The 15729-nt window shown below is 70.7% G+C and carries 16 protein-coding genes; 8 read left to right on the top strand and 8 right to left on the bottom strand.

Translation table 11 applies throughout. The features are described 5' to 3' along the window. Nucleotides 1-55 precede the first annotated feature (55 nt). A complete protein-coding gene (locus IEY70_RS05095) occupies nt 56-1078 on the bottom strand; it encodes an ABC transporter ATP-binding protein (RefSeq protein ID WP_189063913.1) in 1023 nt (340 codons plus the stop codon). Between the two features lie 290 nt (nt 1079-1368). On the opposite strand from IEY70_RS05095, the gene IEY70_RS05090 reads away from it, so the two are divergent. The 3 genes from IEY70_RS05090 (at nt 1369) to IEY70_RS05080 (ending at nt 3270) form a co-directional block, all read left to right on the top strand. Further along, nucleotides 1369-1986: a chromate transporter gene (locus IEY70_RS05090; protein ID WP_189063912.1), complete on the top strand. Its 618-nt coding sequence runs from the start codon at nt 1369-1371 to the stop codon at nt 1984-1986. Beyond that, the gene (locus IEY70_RS05085) at nt 1983-2510 is read left to right on the top strand and encodes a chromate transporter (protein WP_189063911.1); all 528 of its coding nucleotides are present in this window, start codon (nt 1983-1985) and stop codon (nt 2508-2510) included. Before IEY70_RS05090 ends, IEY70_RS05085 begins: the two co-directional genes overlap by 4 nt. Before the next feature lie 79 nt (nt 2511-2589). After that, nucleotides 2590-3270: a spermidine synthase gene (locus tag IEY70_RS05080; RefSeq protein ID WP_189063910.1), complete on the top strand. Its 681-nt coding sequence runs from the start codon at nt 2590-2592 to the stop codon at nt 3268-3270. A 63-nt stretch (nt 3271-3333) separates the two neighbouring features. Here IEY70_RS05080 and IEY70_RS05075 read toward each other — a convergent pair whose 3' ends face one another. From IEY70_RS05075 to IEY70_RS05060, 4 genes are all read right to left on the bottom strand, one after another. After that, nucleotides 3334-4113 (bottom strand): alpha/beta hydrolase family protein, encoded by a 780-nt coding sequence (locus IEY70_RS05075; RefSeq protein WP_189063909.1) that lies wholly within the window; start codon nt 4111-4113, stop codon nt 3334-3336. 40 nt (nt 4114-4153) lie between these two features. Next, entirely contained in the window at nt 4154-4804 is a 651-nt protein-coding gene (locus IEY70_RS05070; protein WP_189063908.1) for a hypothetical protein, read from the bottom strand. A gap of 156 nt (nt 4805-4960) precedes the next feature. Continuing rightward, nucleotides 4961-6298 (bottom strand): aspartate--tRNA(Asn) ligase, encoded by a 1338-nt coding sequence (gene aspS, locus IEY70_RS05065; RefSeq protein ID WP_189063973.1) that lies wholly within the window; start codon nt 6296-6298, stop codon nt 4961-4963. 351 nt (nt 6299-6649) lie between these two features. Continuing rightward, a complete protein-coding gene (locus IEY70_RS05060) occupies nt 6650-7285 on the bottom strand; it encodes a hypothetical protein (RefSeq protein WP_189063907.1) in 636 nt (211 codons plus the stop codon). Between the two features lie 159 nt (nt 7286-7444). Between IEY70_RS05060 and IEY70_RS05055 the strand changes: the two genes are divergently transcribed. Both IEY70_RS05055 and IEY70_RS05050 read left to right on the top strand, forming a co-directional pair. After that, on the top strand, nt 7445-8305 hold the full coding sequence (locus IEY70_RS05055) for an HpcH/HpaI aldolase/citrate lyase family protein (RefSeq protein ID WP_229777644.1): 861 nt from the start codon (nt 7445-7447) through the stop codon (nt 8303-8305). Nucleotides 8306-8354: 49 nt separating this feature from the next. After that, nucleotides 8355-8837: a MaoC family dehydratase gene (locus IEY70_RS05050; RefSeq protein WP_189063906.1), complete on the top strand. Its 483-nt coding sequence runs from the start codon at nt 8355-8357 to the stop codon at nt 8835-8837. On the opposite strand, the gene IEY70_RS05045 is transcribed toward IEY70_RS05050, so the two are convergent. The 3 genes from IEY70_RS05045 to IEY70_RS05035 are packed head-to-tail and all read right to left on the bottom strand — an operon-like array spanning nt 8838 to nt 11458. Further along, on the bottom strand, nt 8838-9665 hold the full coding sequence (locus IEY70_RS05045) for a hypothetical protein (protein ID WP_189063905.1): 828 nt from the start codon (nt 9663-9665) through the stop codon (nt 8838-8840). It abuts the gene before it with no gap. 5 nt (nt 9666-9670) lie between these two features. Beyond that, on the bottom strand, nt 9671-10405 hold the full coding sequence (locus IEY70_RS05040; RefSeq protein ID WP_189063904.1) for an MBL fold metallo-hydrolase: 735 nt from the start codon (nt 10403-10405) through the stop codon (nt 9671-9673). 57 nt (nt 10406-10462) lie between these two features. Next, complete coding sequence (locus tag IEY70_RS05035; RefSeq protein WP_229777643.1) at nt 10463-11458, bottom strand: aldo/keto reductase; 996 nt, start codon at nt 11456-11458, stop codon at nt 10463-10465. A gap of 77 nt (nt 11459-11535) precedes the next feature. On the opposite strand from IEY70_RS05035, the gene IEY70_RS05030 reads away from it, so the two are divergent. The 3 genes from IEY70_RS05030 to IEY70_RS05020 are packed head-to-tail and all read left to right on the top strand — an operon-like array spanning nt 11536 to nt 15690. Next, entirely contained in the window at nt 11536-12945 is a 1410-nt protein-coding gene (locus IEY70_RS05030; RefSeq protein WP_189063903.1) for an MDR family MFS transporter, read from the top strand. Between the two features lie 49 nt (nt 12946-12994). Further along, a complete protein-coding gene (gene recG, locus IEY70_RS05025) occupies nt 12995-15337 on the top strand; it encodes an ATP-dependent DNA helicase RecG (protein ID WP_189063902.1) in 2343 nt (780 codons plus the stop codon). Next, complete coding sequence (locus IEY70_RS05020; protein WP_189063901.1) at nt 15337-15690, top strand: DUF705 domain-containing protein; 354 nt, start codon at nt 15337-15339, stop codon at nt 15688-15690. The genes recG and IEY70_RS05020 overlap by 1 nt, the downstream gene beginning before the upstream one ends. Nucleotides 15691-15729: the final 39 nt, after the last annotated feature.

Raw genomic sequence — 15729 nt, 5'->3', positions numbered from 1 at the left:
TCCGCGAAATGCGTGGCGAACAGCACCCGCGCGGTGTTCAGGGGGCCGGGGCGGCTCACACGGTCTCCAGTGCGGGCGCGGGGGGCGTGCGGTGCCCGAACAGGTCAGCCATGATCGCCTCGATACTGGGGTCCTCGACGGTCAGGTCGGCCACGTCCAGGTCGGCCAGCAGCCGCGCGGCGCGTTCGCTGACCTCGGCGCGCGGCACGCTCAGCTGGGCGCTCAGGCCGTCCACACTCACGTCCTGCCCGTACCCGGCGAGCACCTGAGCGGTCACGGGGGACCGCAGTTGCAACCGGATGGTCTTCCCCGCCCCGGCCTGCCCGGCGAGGCTGCCCAGGTCGCCGTCGAACACCAGTGCGCCCTGGTCGATCACCAGGATGCGGCGGGCCAGGGCGGTCACGTCCGCCATGTAGTGACTCGTGAGGATCACGGTCGCGTCGTACCGCTCGTTGTAGTCGCGCACGAACGCCCGCACGCTTTCCTGCATGTTCACGTCCAGTCCGATGGTCGGTTCGTCCAGGAACAGCACCCTGGGTCGGTGCAGCAGCGCGGCGGCCAGTTCGCACTTCATGCGTTCGCCCAGCGACAGCTTGCGCACCTGCTTCTTCAGGATGCCGTCCAGGCCCAGCACATCCGTGAATTCACGCATGGTCGCGCGGTACTGGTCGTCCGGGATCTCGTAGATCGCCTGATTGACCAGAAAGGAATCCAGCGCCGGGAGGTCCCAGATCAGCTGCTGCTTCTGCCCCATGACCAGCGTGATCTGCCGCAGGAACGCCGCCTCGCGCCGCCGGGGCTCGAAGCCCGCCACGCGCGCCTCGCCGCCCGACGGGTGCAGCAGGCCCGAGAGCATCTTGAGTGTGGTGGTCTTCCCCGCCCCGTTCGGCCCGAGGAACCCCACGACCTCGCCGGGGTGCAGGTCGAAACTCACGCCGCGCACCGCCTCGACCTGCCGGGTCTTGCGGCTCACGAACGAGCGCAGGCTGCCCATGAAGCCGGGTTCCTTCTCGTGGACGGCGTAGGCCTTGCGCAGGTCGCGAACGTGCACGGCGGCGTCCGGGGGTGAGGTGGTCATCGTGCCTCGCAGGATACGCCACGGGCGAATTCATACGGACGGAATCAGCCAGTTGGCGTAGTGCTGGGCCGGGCCGCGCGGGTGGGTGGGATTGCGTGCGTTGCGTGCACGGGTGTTCCCCCGACAGTCACGCCCGAGCGGCGGGGCCGGGAGTAGCCTCGGGCCATGGAACGGATTCCGTCTGTTGCGTTCACACCCCGGCACGGCACCGGGGTGCCAACTCCGCGCCCGGAATCCGCTTCTCTCCTGCTCGCTCTGCCCGGGTTGGATGCTGTTCAACCGGAGTTCAGATGAGTGCTCCCACCGCCCCGCCGCCCGCCCCGCCGGAGGACGCACCCCACCACCCACCGGCGCCGGTTCCGGTCACGCCCACGCACGCGGACCTGCTGCGGGTGTTCGCGGGCGTGGCGATGGTGGGCATCGGCGGGGGCCTGCCCGCCCACATGCGCCGCGCCGTGCTGGGCCGCGCCTGGATGACCGAACTGGACTTCGCGGAATCGTACACGCTGGCGCAACTGACGCCCGGCCCGAACGCCGTGAATCTGGCCGCCATGATCGGCGCGCGCCTGCGCGGCTGGCCCGGCGCGCTCTGGGCGGTCGTGGGTGTCCTGACGCCCGGACTGATCGCCATGCTGGCCGTCACGGTCGTCACGCTGGGCCTGCCCGGCGGGCTGCCCGCACCGCTTCAGAGTGCGCTGCGCGGCGCGGCGTGTGCGGCCCTGGCGGTCATGCTCACGGCGGCCCTGCCGGTCCTGCGGGTCGTGGGTGGCCTGCGCGGCGGGTGGCCACTGGCGCTGGCGACCTTCGCCGGGATCGGCCTGCTGCGCCTGGACCTGCTGCCGGTGCTGGGGGTCGTGGTGGGCGCGGGCCTGATCCTGCACCGCCCCCGCCCGCAGGAGCAGCCGTGACGGACGCCGGGGCGAACTGGCTGGATATCCTGCTGACCTTCACGAGGCTGGGGCTGATCAGTTTCGGCGGGGCGAACCTGGCCGAGATCGAACGGGTGCTGGTCGGGCAGCGGCAGTGGATCACGCCAGGGACGCTCGCCAGCGGGTTCGCGCTGGGGCAGGTCATGCCCGGACCGAACATGCTCGCCATGACCCACTACGGCTTCGCGGCGGGCGGGTGGGCCGGAGCGGCCGCCGCCACGCTGGGCTTCTACGGCCCCACCGCGCTGCTGAGCGCCGCCGCCGCCCTCGCCTGGAGGCGCCTGCTGGGCTGGAAGTGGCTGCCCACCATCCGCAGCGCCCTGCTGCCGTTCGGGGGGGGCGTGCTGCTGGCCGGGGTGCTGGTCCTGGCGCGCGGCAGCGTGCAGAACGTGGCGGGCGCCGTCATCGCTGCCGCCGCGTTCGCGCTGCTGACCCGCACGCGCGTGAACCCGGCGCTGGTCGTGATCGGCGCGGCCGCGCTGGGCGCCCTGATCGGGCTGTAGGCGGGGCAGGCAGGTACACTGGCCGGATGCCGCACGCCCACCTTCCCTCCTGCCCAGCCTCCCCCCGCCCGGTGCGCGCTTGAAAGCCTGGGTGCCGCTGGGCGCCGCGCCCATTCCCGGCAGTTCCGATCAGCTGGAACTGTGGCAGCGGGAGAACGAGTTCAGCATCCGCATCAGCGGGTATGTGAGCGAACTCATGAACAGCCGCCAGCACGCCAGCGAGGAGGCGCTGGCCGAGTACGCCGTGCCGCAGGTGGCGGGCCGCGCCGCCGCGCACGTCCTGGTGGGAGGGCTGGGCATGGGCTTCACGCTCGCCGCCGCGCTGCGCAGCGCCGGGCCGGACGCGACCGTCACCGTCGCGGAACTCGTGGGCGCCGTCGTGGACTGGAACCGGGGCCCGCTCGGGCAGGCCGCCGGGTACCCGCTGACCGACCCGCGCACCCGCGTGCACGTGGGCGACGTGGCCGACCTGATCCGCGCCTCGCGGCGGACCTTCGACGCGATCCTGCTGGACGTGGACAACGGCCCGGAAGGCATGACCCAGCATGGCAACGACTGGCTGTACTCGCCGCGCGGTCTGGCCGCCATCCGCGCCGCCCTGACGCCCGGCGGGCTGCTGGCCGTCTGGAGCGTGGAGGCCGTGCCGCGCTTCACGGCCGCGCTGGAAAGGGCCGGGTATCACACCGAGGTGCGCCGCGCCCGCGCCCGCGAGGGCCGGGGCGCGTGGCACACCATCTGGGTCGCCCGCTCGGACGGGTAACTGGGGAGTGGGATGTGGGCGGGAACAGCCCCGACTTCCCGCGCACCGCTCCCCACTTCCCCTTCACCCCCCGGTGAGGAAGCGCGCCGTCTCGCGGTACAGCAGGTCCACCTGTTCGAGCGAGTCGAAGGTGTGGCCCGCGCCGGGAATGGCGACGGCCTCGCAGCGCAGCGCCTGGGCGTAGCGCACGCCGAATTCGGGGGGGCAGGTCTGGTCGGCGTCGCCGTGGAAGACGCGGGCCTCGCCCTGCCACGCGGCGGCCGCCTCCAGGGGGCGCAGGCGGGTCATTTCCTGAAGGAACTCGCGGCCCAGCGGCCAGCCGTTGTAATCGGTGACGGTGGCGGGCAGGAACCCGCCCCGCAGGAACGGCAGCCACAGTTCCGGCAGGGCAGGTGCCCACAGGGCGAGGCGGTGCGGGCGGACCAGGGGCGCGCTGAGTGCAGCGACCAGCCCGCCCATGCTGAAGCCCAGCAGCATGGTGCGTTCCGGGTCGATGCCGCTCTGACGGCGCAGGTACTCGAAGGCGGCCTGGGTGTCCTGCACCTCGCGGGTGACGGTCATCTCGCTGAAATCGCCGTGGCTCTCGCCGCTGCCCCGGAAGTCGAAGCGCAGGCTGGCCACGCCGCGCGCCGCAAGGAAACGGGACAGCAGCGGCAGCAGGCGGTGGTCGCCGCCACGGTTGCCGGTGAAGCCGTGCAGGATGACCACGCTGGGCCAGCCCTGCGCGGGCGCGTCTCCGGTGGGGCGGTGCAGCAGGCCGTACAGTCGCTGCCCGTCCACGCTGAACTGCGCGAATTCCTCGTTCAGGGCCTGTTCGTTGCTGCCTCGGGTGGGGTCGGTCATGCCGGGAATGGTAGCCCAGTCGCGGCGGGGCCGGCCAGGGTCAGCGGGTGTACTTCGTCAGGACCATGCTGAACTGCGCGGACGGAATGGTCTGCTTGACCAGACCGACGCCACGCACGTACCACGCGGTGCTGCGGGTGTCGCCACCCATCAGTTTGTTCAGGTCCATGCCGGGCGGCAGGTCAGCCCCGGCGGGCGGGGTCATGGTGGTGGTGGTCGTCGTCTCGACGCGCAGCGCAGTGAACGTCCCGGCGGGCGTGGTGACCTTCTCCTGCGCGGCAATGCGGCTGCGGGTGCGGCTCTGCATGTTCATGCCGCCGCTGGCCTGCACCTTCCCGTCGCTGGTCCAGGCGTACCCGACCTTCCAGGCAGAGGTGGGCGGGTAGAATCCGGCCTCCAGCCGCAGGTCGCCCTTACCGGCGCCGATGGTGGCGGTCATGCCCCTGCCCGTGCAGGTCCAGGTGCTGCTGGTCGTCTGGCCGCCCGTGGTGGTCTGGACGGTCACGGTGTTGCCCTTCACCTGGGCGCGGGACGTGAAGGTGCTGCTCTGGCCCTGCGTGGTCAGGCGGTACGTGCGGGTGCCGGGCGGCATGAACCCGGCGGGGTCGCAGGCGGCCAGGGCGTGCGTGCCGGCGCAGCCCAGCAGCGCGGCGCTCAGGATCAGGGCGGGTCGGACGGCAGGTGCGCGCATGGTGGTTCCTCCGGGGCCGGGGGGGCTGGATGGGGACGGTTCCAGCGTACACCCGCCCGCAACCGAAAACAGGCCCACCCGTCACGGGGCGAGCCTGCCTATCAGCCATCGACCATCAGCTATCGGCCGTCGACCATCGGCCATCACCCACGCCCCTCAGGGCGTCAGCCGGTGGCGGTCGCGGGGGAAGGCGCGGGCGTAGCGGACGTTGCTGATGCCCAGCAGTTTGGCGGTGAGGCGTTCGGCGCCGATGGCGAAGCCGCCGTGGGGGGGCATGCCGTACTTGAAGACCTCGGTGTAGCCCGAAAGCGACTCGGGGTTGAGTTTGTACGCGGCGATGGAGTCCATCAGCATGGCGTGGTCGTGGATGCGCTGGCCGCCCGAGGTGATCTCGATGCCGCGGAACAGCAGGTCGAAGCCGCGCGTGATCTCGCTGCTGAGGCTGCCGTCGGCGTTGCTGTCCGGGTGCGCGTAGAACGGTCGGGCGGCGCGGGGGTACTTGGTGACGAACACGAAGTCGCTGCCCTCCGTTTCCGCGTAGTGCTGGCACAGCAGACGCTCGGCTTCCGGGTCGAGGTCCTTGCCGCCCACCTGATGCCCGTACTTCTCGGTGACGAGGGCGCGGGCATCGAACAGGCTGATACGCGGAATGTGCGCGGGCACGTCGGGAATGGTGGCGCCCAGCAGGTCGAACTCGGCCTGCGAGGTGGCTTTCAGGCGGGTCATGATGCTCGCCAGCAGGCGGTTCTCCAGGCTCATGACGTCTTCCTCGTCCTCGATGAAGCCCATCTCGACGTCCAGGCTCAGGTACTCGTTCAGGTGACGGCTGGTGGCGTGCTCCTCGGCGCGGTACACGGGCGCGACCTCGAACACGCGCTCGAACACGCCGACCATGATCTGCTTGTACAGCTGCGGGCTCTGCGCGAGGTACGCGCCTTGTCCGAAGTAGTCGATAGGGAACAGGTTCGCGCCGCCCTCCGCGCCGGCCGAGACGATCTTGGGCGTGCTGATCTCGGTGAAGCCCTCGGTCATCAGGTGATCCCGGAACGCGGCGACCAGTTCGGCCTGCACCTTCAGCGCGGCGCGTTCCTTCAGGCCGCGCACGGTCACCACGCGGTAGTCGAGCATGGTTTCCGGGTTGACGTTCCATTCCATCTTGGGAATCTCGACCGGGCTGGCCTCCACGGCGGCGCTGATCACGCGGAACTCACTGATCTGCACCTCGAACCCGCCGGGCGCCTTGGGGTGCGCCTTGACGGTGCCCGTGACCTCCACGCTGCTCTCCGCGAGCGGCAGGTTCAGGCCCTTGCCGACGCACTGCGTGACGCCGCTCACGTCGCGCAGCACCACGAACTGCACGCCGCCCAGGTCGCGGCGGGCATGCACGAAGCCCTGCAGGCGCACGGTCTGGCCGTCGTGGTGGTTCAGGTCGCGGGTGAGGGTGCGGGGCAGGCGTTGCTGGGCGGGCTGTTCGGGGGTGGCTTCGGTGGTCATGCGGTGCGTCTCCTTGTTCATGAAGAAGCCCCCGACTCCGTGGTGGGGTCGGGGGCGCGGTATGCGGCGTGACGTCCCCTAGCAGGGATCATCATTCACGTTGTTGTTCGCCGCGTTCATGCCGGGAAGTGTACGCGCCGCGCCCGCGCCGGGTCAATGCCGGAAACTAGGCAGGCGGGGGCGGGCCACCCGCAGCCGGTCGGAGTCCGGGTCATACGGACTGCCGTTTGTTTCGTGAACAGATCGGAACACCACCGATCTGTTCACTCCACGTCCGGCAGCCCGCTTTCTCTCCTACTCGCATCCGCTCGGATTGAATGATCTTTGCAGCCCATTCAATCGGAGTCCGGATCAGGTGGCGCGGCGTCCGGTCGGCACGAACGTGAGCAGCATCAGCAGGCTCAGGAGGGTCAGGGCGACGGTCACGAGGATCGGGACCCACAGTGCGGCCGGGCGGTCTCCTTCCGTGATGTACAGCACGTCGTCACTGACCCTGTACTCGCCGCCCTCGTTGAACAGGTCGCGTGTCTCGCTGGTCATGGCTTCCGGGCCGGTGCGGACGATGCCCTCGATGGTGCGTTCGCCCAGGGTGAGGCAGCCGTCACCGCCTTCTTTCTCCTCGGCCTGGCAGCCGGAGCTGACGCGGCTGTCGCTGGCCATGATGTGAATGGGCGTGACGTGCGGCTCGCCGCTCATGACGGCTTTCACGCTGGCGCTGAATTCCTGTTCCGGCAGCAGGGCGTACTCGATGCGGTTGACGGTGCGGGTCTTGTCGTCGCTGTCCTTGTCCGGGGTCTGGTAGACGTAGGTGCCGTCCGTGAATCCCGTGATGCGGACGTACCGGGCGCCGCCGACGCCGCTGTCGATGACCTGCTGCGCGGTGTACGTGCGTGGCGTCTGGCCCTGGAGGCTGATGCGGATACCGTCGATTCCGTAGGTCCACAGACCGTACAGAGCTGCCAGCAGGATGATCACTCTGGTTATCATGGTGTTAAATTTCCTGCATTCCGCAGGGCCGTTCAAGCAGATGTGACGCACCGCATCCCGGGGCACAGACCCCGCAAGGCACCGGAGCCGCTATCCTCGGGGCATGTCAACGAACGTTCGTTTGTTCTCCTGCAAGCGGCCCAGCGCCGGGTGGCCCGCGTGAGTGGCGCCCGACTGGCCCGCCCGCGCAGCCTGCTGTTCGCGCCGGGCAACCGCGCCGACCTGATCGCCAAGCTGCCGCGCACGCAGCCGGACGCCGTGGTGATCGACCTGGAAGACGCCGTGCCCGGCACCCCGGAAGCGAAGGCCGCCGCCCGTCCGGTCGCGCGGGACGCCGCGCGGGACCTGATGACGGCCGCGCCGCACCTGCCGGTGTTCCTGCGCGTGAACGCCCCGCACTCGCCGTACTTCGCGGATGACCTGAACGTGCTGACCCCGGAACTGGCCGGGGTGGTCATCCCGAAACTGGAGAGTGCCGCCGACGTGCGCCTGGTGGTGAACGCGCTGGCCACGCACGGCCTGAACCTGCCGATCCTGGCGGGCCTGGAAACGGGGGCCGGCGTGTGGAATGCCCACGAGATCCTGCGTGAGGACGCCGTGCGCTGGGCGTACTTTGGCGCGGAGGATTACACGACCGACCTGGGTGGGCGGCGCACGCCCGGCGGCCTGGAGGTGCTGTACGCCCGCTCGCAGGTGGCGCTGGCCGCCCGCCTGACCGGCGTGCCCGCGCTGGACATCGTCGTGACTGCCCTGAACGACCCGGACCGCTTCCGCGAGGACGGGGCGCTGGGCCGCGCCCTCGGGTACGCCGGGAAGCTCTGCATTCACCCGGCGCAGGTCGCACTGGCCCACGACCTGTTCGGTGCGACCGACGCCGAGAAGACCCGCGCCCACGCCCTCCTGAACGCCGCGCAAGAGGCCGCGCAGCAGGGCCACGGCGCGTTCAGCTTCGAGGGCCAGATGGTGGATGAACCCATGCTGGCCGCCGCGCGCGCCATCCTCGCGCAGGAGGTCGGCTGATGATCAGGCAGCGCAAACACCACGACCCACTCACCGCCGGAGGCACCCCATGAACGAAGACCTGAACCGCCCGCAGGGGCGTTACCTGGAGGAACTGACGCCCGGCACCCTCATCCGGCACCGCGTGACACGCACCGTGACGGAGGCCGACAACGTGTTCTTCACGACCATGACCATGAACCCGCAGCCGCTGCACCTGGATCACGAGCACGCCGCCGGAACCGAGTTCGGGCGGCCACTCGTGAACAGCCTGCTCACCCTGAGTCTGCTGGTGGGCCTCAGCGTGCACGAGCTGACGCTGGGCACGCTGGTGGCGAACCTGGGCCTGACGGACGTGACGTTCCCGAAACCCGTGTTCCACGGCGACACCATCCACGCCGAATCCGAGGTGCTGGAGGTCCGTGAGAGCCGCAGCCGCCCGGACGCGGGCATCGTGACCGTGGAGCACCGCGCGATCAACCAGCGGGGCGAGATCGTGGCGAGGTGCAAACGCACGGCGCTGATGCAGCGGCGGCCCGCCGGGACGGGGTAATCAGCCGTTCCAGCCGCGCCAGTGCTGCACGGCGCCCATGATGGTGCCGCCCGGCAACTGGTGAACGGGAGCGCCGGTCGCGCCGGGACTGGTGTTGAAATCCACGGCCCAGCGCACGCCGCCGCTCGTGACGAAATCGATGGCGAACAGCGGCCCGAGCAGTGCGTCGTGCGACTGCCCGTAGGGGCCGGTGGCGGGGCGGGGCGTGGTGTCGCTCCAGCGGGCGTCCGTCACGGCTACGTTGCTGCGCCAGTCGCGACTGAGAAGCCGCAGGTGCAGGACGTGATCCCCAGCCACGAGGTCACGGTCGGATACGCCCGTCACGCCGGTGGGTGCGTCGGGCAGCGGGTCCGGAGGCAGGTAGCGGGTGCAGAGGCGGCCGGGGTGCTCCGCGCGGGCCTGCGCGGCCGGAAGGCGAACCTTGTCCTGCCCGACGTGCCCGCCGAACTCGCTGAGGTACACGACGACCTCCCACCAGTCGGGAGGAATGTCGTCCGTGAGGGCGTATGGCGCAACGCACAGGCCCATGAGTTCCATCAGGTGAAGGGCCTGTAGGCGCGTGGGCGCGACCGTGAAGCGCAGGTCCACGCGCGTGAGGTGCTGCGCGCACAGCGTCTCCCCCAGCACCCCGGCCCACTCTGCCGCCAGGACGGACCAGTCGAGGCCCAGGTCCCAGGGGAGCAGGTCGGGGCGGGAGGCGCGGCTATGCGCCTGCCACAGGGCGCGCCGGGTGTCCCGTTCGGGCGCGAACCGGGAGGTGGCGTCCCGCTGCGTCAGGTCGGGCTGCTGGGGCGCGGTGACCAGCCGGGCCGCTTGCGTCACGCTCATCCCGGTCATGTCAGGCTGGCGGCCAGGGCGCGCAGTTGCCCTCCGGCGTCGTCGCTGACCACGCCGCCGTGGTACGTGACGATGGTCTGCACGTCTTCCTGCGCGAGTCGGCGGACGGAGTCGTGCGCGCCGGGCAGGTCGGGCGTGGCGCGGGAGAGGGGGCCGTGCAGCGCGCCGTCCTGTGAGGTCAGTGCGTCGCCGCTGATCAGGATGTTCCCGCCGGGAACGAGCAGGCTCAGGTGGCCGGGGGTGTGGCCGGGCGTGGCGATCACGCGCACGTGGCCGGGCAGCAGGTCGCCGTCCCGCAGGGCGCGGCTGACGGGTACGCGGGTGGGTTCGCGGGTCAGCATGGCGCGCATGGTGGGGTTCAGGTCCGGGTCGGCCAGCATCGCCTGCGCCTGTTCGGGGCTGGGGAGTTTCTGGGCGCGGCGTTCGCCCGTGACGTACGGCACCTCGGGTTCCAGTGCCCAGACTTCCGCGCCGGTGGCGTGCACGACGGCTTCCAGGCTGCCGATGTGGTCGAGGTCGTGGTGCGTGACGATCACGCGCCGCACCTGCCCGAGCGTGAAGTCGGCGGCGCGCAGTTCGCCGATGATGGCGTCCAGCATGCCGGGCAGCCCGGTGTCCACCAGGGTCAGGATGTGGTCCGGGCCGACCAGCGCGACCGGGTGGATGACGCTGGGCGTGCCCATCAGGGTGGCGGGGAGTTCCAGGACGATCACGTCACCGAGTCGTTTCATGCGCGCAGCGTACCGCGCGTGCGAGTTTATCCCGCTCAGGGTTTCTGAAGCTGGGCGTTACTCGGCGGGTCGGTACCAGTTGCGGTCCCAGCGGTGCGCGTGAAGTTTGCGTACCTGTTCGGCCGGGAGGCCCTGACCATCCGCGAGGGCGGCGTTGCGTTCCACGTTGCGCACCGAGCGCATCCCGACGATCACGGTAGAGACGGCGGGGTGGCTCAGGACGAAGCGCAGGCTGGTCTCGGCCAGCCCGTCGGTGCGGATGCCGAGGTCCTGTTCGATGGCGCGCAGGCGGGGTTGCAGTTCGGTCAGGCGGTTCCCGCCGAAGTACCCGTTGCGCCAGTCGCCTTCGGGGAAGGTGGTGTCTGCGGTGAGGGTGCCTGTCAGGCTGCCCTCGTCGAGTGCGACGCGGACGATCACGCCGACGCCGTGGGCGTGGCAGGCGTCGAGCAGGCGGTCCTGGGGGGACTGGTCGAACACGTTGTAGATGACCTGCACGCTGTCCACCGCTCCGGCCTCGACGGCGGCCACGGCGTTGTGCGGCTGGTGGTCGTTGACGCTGATGCCGAAGGCGCGGACCTTCCCGTCACGTTTCAGTTGCGCCACGGCGTCCTGCCAGTCGCCCTGGCCCAGCCAGGAGTCGTTCCAGACGTGGAGTTGCTGCACGTCGATGGTGTCCAGGCCCAGGCGGGCGAGGCTGTCCTCGGTCATGCGGATCACGTACTCGCCGGGGTAGGCCTGGTCGGCGGTGGTGGCGGGCGCGGCGGGCCACTGGCCGTTCAGGGGGCTGATCTTGGTGGCGACGAGGGTGCCCGGGTGTTCGCGGGCGACCTGTCCGACGAGGCGTTCGCTGTGGCCGTCACCGTAACCCATGGCCGTATCTATGAAGTTGCCGCCAAGGGCGACGTAGCGGCGCAGGGCGGTGAGGCTCTCGTCGTCCTGCGCGCCCTTCCACATGTCGGCGCCGATGCCCCAGGCGCCGTAGCCGATCTCGCTGACGCTCAGGTCGCTGCGGCCCAGGGGACGCTGGTGCAGTCCGGTTGAATGGGTGGTCATGCGCCGACTGTAACGATTCAGAGTCCATGAATCCAGTCGCGCAATCTTCATGACCGCGCCGGGAGTACCCTGCGCGGGTGAACGCCGCCCCGACCCAGTCTTCATCCCAGCCTCCGGCCCCCGCCATCTCCCCGCAGGTCCGGCAGCTCGCCACGGTGGGACTGGTGGTGGGCGTATTCCTGGCGGCGCTGGAGGCCAGCGTGGTCGCCACCGCCATGCCCAGCGTCATCGCGGACCTGGGCGGCGAGAGCCTGTACGCCCTGCCGTTCGCGGTGTACCTGCTGACCAGCACGGTCTCCAGCCCGCTGTGGGGCCGCGCGAGCGACATCGTGGGGCGGCGCCGCCTGTACCTGTGGGGCGTGGTGATCTTCCTGACCGGGTCGGCACTGTGCGGCCTGAGTCATTCCATGACCGCCCTGATCCTGGCGCGGGCCGTGCAGGGCCTCGGGGCGGGCGCGCTGCTGCCGCTCACGCTGACCATGATCGGCGAACTGTACACCCTGGCCGAACGGACGCGGGTGCAGTCGTTCATCTCGGGCGTGTGGGGCATCTCGGGGCTGCTGGGGCCGCTGCTGGGCGGCTGGCTGACCGAGAGCCTGTCATGGCGCTGGACCTTCTACGCCAGCCTGCCGTTCGGGGTGGCGGCCCTGCTGCTGGCCCTGCGCTTCCTGCCGGAAACGGGGCGCCCCCGGCCCGCGCGGCTCGACTGGCCCGGCGCGCTGCTGTTCACGGCCGGGAGTGGCCTGCTGGTCTGGGGCCTGGAGCAGCGGCAGTGGCTCATGGTGGCCGCCGGACTGATGATCCTGCTGGCCGCCGTGCTGGTCGAGCGGCGCCACCCGGACCCGCTGCTGCCCATGCGCGCCCTGCGCGAGCGGCTGCCGCGCGTGGCGTTCGCCGGGAACCTGCTGGGCGGCGCGGCGTACTTCGGCGTGATCGCGTACCTGCCGCTGTACGCGCAGGGCGTCAGCGGGGGCGGCGCGACCTCCGCCGGGGCGATCCTGACCCCCATGCTGGTCGGCTGGACCCTGACCGCCATCCTGACCGCCAGACTCGTCAGGACCGTCCCGCTGGCCCGCATCGCGCAGGCCGGATTCGCCGTGCTGGTCGTCATGTTCGCCGCGCTGACCTTCGCCGTGCACGCGCCGCTGTGGGTCACGAGCGTCCTGGGGTTCGCGGTCGGCACCGGCATGGGGTTCGCCATGCTCAGCCTGCTGCTCGCCGCGCAGGAAAGCAGCGCCCGCGAGGACCTGGGCGCCGTCACCAGCGGCGTCCTGTTCGCCCGGCAGATGGGCGGCGCGCTCGGCGTGGCCCTGATGGCCCTGCTGATCGGGTCCGGCGCCATCGAGAGCGGCGGGTTCCAGCTGGCCGAGGGACTGCGCCGCGCGTACATCCTGGCCCTGGGACTGGTCACCGTGGCGTTCACGCTGAGCCTGCTGCTGCGCGCCGCGCCGACCAGCCGCCCGGACCGGCCCGCGTCCCTGGAATAACGCCCCCCTCACGGACAGTGCCGCGCGCCCTCTGCTAGCCTGTGCGGGCATGGCGACTGTGGCGGAACTGCGGGAGAAATTGCGGCGGCCCCTGAGCGCCGAACTGGCCGGCGGTTGCCAGAACCGCGTGGTGGCGGGCGGCGTGGAGCGGCTGCTGGCCTCGCCGCTGGGAAACCCCTTCCCGAAGGTGCGCGAGGCGCTGCGCGGGTACGCGGAACTGGACGGCCCGGAGCGTGAGGCGGCCCTGCGTGGGGCGCTGGCGCTGCTGGCCGACCCGGACGCCCCGAAAACCGCCCCGAAACGCGCCGCGACCCGCACGGCCCCCCCGACCGCCGCGCCCGGCGAGCGCCTCCCGCTGGACGCCGAGATCGCCCGGCTGGACACCGGCCCCGGCGGGGCGCGCAAACTGCAATCCCTGGGCCTGCACACCGTCCGGGACGTGCTGCACGCCTACCCGCACCGCCACGAGGACCGCCGCGCCCTGCCGGACCTGTCCGAGGTCGAGGACGGGCAGAAGGTCACGGTGGAGGGCCGCGTGGTCGCCAGGTCGCGCCGCAGCCCGAAGCCCGGCATGCAGATTCTGGACGTGACGCTGGAAACCCCGTCGGGCGGGCGGGTGAAGGCCACGTGGTTCAACCAGCCGTGGGTGGAAAAGCAGCTGCGTGAGGGCGCGCGGCTGGTCCTGACGGGCCGCGTGAAACGCTTCGGGCGCAGCGTGCAACTGGGTGTCGAGCACCTGGAAACAGTGGACGGCGCGCAGGACAGCCTCAGTACCGGGCGGATCGTGGGCGTGTACGACAGCAAGGACGGCGTCTCGCAGGAATTCCTGCGCCGCGCCGCGCACCGCGCATTGCTGGCCGCGCCGCTGGACGATTACCTGCCCGCCCACTGGCGGCAGAAGTACGCCCTGACCGACCTGGGTGACGCCCTGTGGGGCATGCACTACCCGGCCGACGAGGCGCAACTGGCCCGCGCGAACCACCGCCTGCGCTTCGACGAGTACCTGTTCCTGGAACTGCGGATGCTGCTTCAGGGTGAGGACGCCGTGCTGGAAGGCAAACGCTTCGGCGCGAAAAGCGAGGACATCCACACCTTCGAGGGCGCGTTGCCGTTCCGCTTCACGAACGCCCAGCGGCGCGTGCTGCTGGAAATCACGGACGACATGCGCAGCGACCGCCAGATGGCCCGCCTCGTGCAGGGCGACGTGGGGAGCGGCAAGACGGCCGTCGCCGCCTGCGCGCTGTACCTCGCCGTGCGCGACGGCTACCAGGGCGCGCTGATGGCCCCCACCGAGATCCTCGCGCGGCAGCACTACGCGAACCTCGTCGGGTACCTGGGCAAACTGGACGTGCGGGTGGGCCTCCTGATCGGCGCGATGACCCCCAAGGTGAAACTGGAAATGCAGACCCGCATCGCCGAGGGGGACGTGGACGTCGTCGTGGGCACCCAGGCGCTCATTCAGGAGAACGTGCGCTTCGACAACCTCGGGCTGGCCGTCGTGGACGAGGAACACCGCTTCGGCGTGCAGCAACGGCGCAGGCTCCTCGCGGGCCGCCCCGACGTGCTCGTCATGAGCGCCACACCCATCCCCCGCTCGCTGGCCCTGACCGCGTACGGCGACCTGGAACTCAGCATCATCGACGAACTGCCACCCGGCCGCACGCCCATCGAAACGAAACTCATTCAGGACACCGCCCGCCAGCAGGCCTACGGCTTCGTCATGGGACAGGTCCGCGAGGGGCGGCAGGCGTTCGTCGTCACCGCCCTGATCGAGGAGAACGAGAACCTCGAACTGCTCGCCGCCACGCAACTCGCCGACGACCTCAAGACCATCCTCCCGGAAGCGCGCATCGACCTGCTGCACGGCAAGATGAGCGCCGCCGAGAAGGACCATGTGATGGACCGCTTCCGCGCGCACGAGTTCGACATCCTCGTGTCCACCACCGTCATCGAGGTCGGCGTGGACGTCCCCAACGCCAGCGTGATGGTCATCGAGAACGCCGAACGCTTCGGCCTCGCCCAGCTGCACCAGCTGCGCGGCCGCGTGGGCCGGGGCAGCGCCAAGTCCTACTGCGTGCTGATTGCCGGGGAACACAGCAAGAAAACCCGCCAGCGCCTGAAGATCATCGAAGGCTCTACAGACGGCTTCGTCATTGCCGAGGCCGACCTGAAACTGCGCGGCCCCGGCGAGATCCGCGGCACCCGCCAGAGCGGCATCCCGGACCTGCGCCTCGCGGACCTCGCCAACGACACGCAGATCATCGAACAGGCCCGCGAACTGGCAAAACACATCCTCGCGCACGACCCCAGGCTGGAACACCCCCGCCTGCAATACCTCCGCAGCGAGTTGCAGAACCGCAGTCAGAGCGTGGCATTCCGCGAAGTCATCTGATGACCCCTCCCCCACTGATCGTATATGTGGATGTGGACGAGACGCTGGTGCGGAACGTGGGGCGGTCGCGGGTGCCGATCCCCGGCGCAATCGCGCATGTGCGGGAGCTGGCGGCGCAGGGCGCGGAGCTGTACTGCTGGAGTTCCGGTGGGGCCGCGTACGCGCGGGACAGTGCGCGCGAGGTGGGGCTGGATGGCGTGTTCATGGCGTTCCTGCCCAAGCCGCAGGTGCTGCTGGACGACCAGCGGGTCGAATCGTGGCGGCAGCTGGTGCAGCTGCATCCATTGTCCTGCCCCGGCGAGTCGGTGGAGTCGTACCGGGCGGCCCTTGAGAGTGGGCGGCCGCCACGCTGAAACGGGTGCGCCGCGCCCGGGGCCCGGTGGTGGGCGTGG

This window comes from Deinococcus seoulensis, assembly GCF_014648115.1.
GTDB classification, from domain to species: domain Bacteria; phylum Deinococcota; class Deinococci; order Deinococcales; family Deinococcaceae; genus Deinococcus; species Deinococcus seoulensis.
The sequence above is the reverse complement of the archived record's forward strand: the minus strand, read 5'-3'. Positions and strand labels throughout refer to the sequence as shown.

Bases quoted from the DNA above. Each gene is read 5' to 3' on its own strand.
- aspS (WP_189063973.1), bottom strand. From the start codon at position 6,298: ATGACCACCGAAGCCACCCCCGAACAGCCCGCCCAGCAACGCCTGCCC.
- IEY70_RS05035 (WP_229777643.1), bottom strand. From the start codon at position 11,458: ATGACCACCCATTCAACCGGACTGCACCAGCGTCCCCTGGGCCGCAGC.
- IEY70_RS05040 (WP_189063904.1), bottom strand. From the start codon at position 10,405: ATGAAACGACTCGGTGACGTGATCGTCCTGGAACTCCCCGCCACCCTG.
- IEY70_RS05090 (WP_189063912.1), top strand. From the start codon at position 1,369: ATGAGTGCTCCCACCGCCCCGCCGCCCGCCCCGCCGGAGGACGCACCC.
- IEY70_RS05075 (WP_189063909.1), bottom strand. From the start codon at position 4,113: ATGACCGACCCCACCCGAGGCAGCAACGAACAGGCCCTGAACGAGGAA.
- recG (WP_189063902.1), top strand. From the start codon at position 12,995: ATGGCGACTGTGGCGGAACTGCGGGAGAAATTGCGGCGGCCCCTGAGC.
- IEY70_RS05020 (WP_189063901.1), top strand. From the start codon at position 15,337: ATGACCCCTCCCCCACTGATCGTATATGTGGATGTGGACGAGACGCTG.
- IEY70_RS05070 (WP_189063908.1), bottom strand. From the start codon at position 4,804: ATGCGCGCACCTGCCGTCCGACCCGCCCTGATCCTGAGCGCCGCGCTG.
- IEY70_RS05095 (WP_189063913.1), bottom strand. From the start codon at position 1,078: ATGACCACCTCACCCCCGGACGCCGCCGTGCACGTTCGCGACCTGCGC.
- IEY70_RS05060 (WP_189063907.1), bottom strand. From the start codon at position 7,285: ATGATAACCAGAGTGATCATCCTGCTGGCAGCTCTGTACGGTCTGTGG.
- IEY70_RS05050 (WP_189063906.1), top strand. From the start codon at position 8,355: ATGAACGAAGACCTGAACCGCCCGCAGGGGCGTTACCTGGAGGAACTG.
- IEY70_RS05045 (WP_189063905.1), bottom strand. From the start codon at position 9,665: ATGAGCGTGACGCAAGCGGCCCGGCTGGTCACCGCGCCCCAGCAGCCC.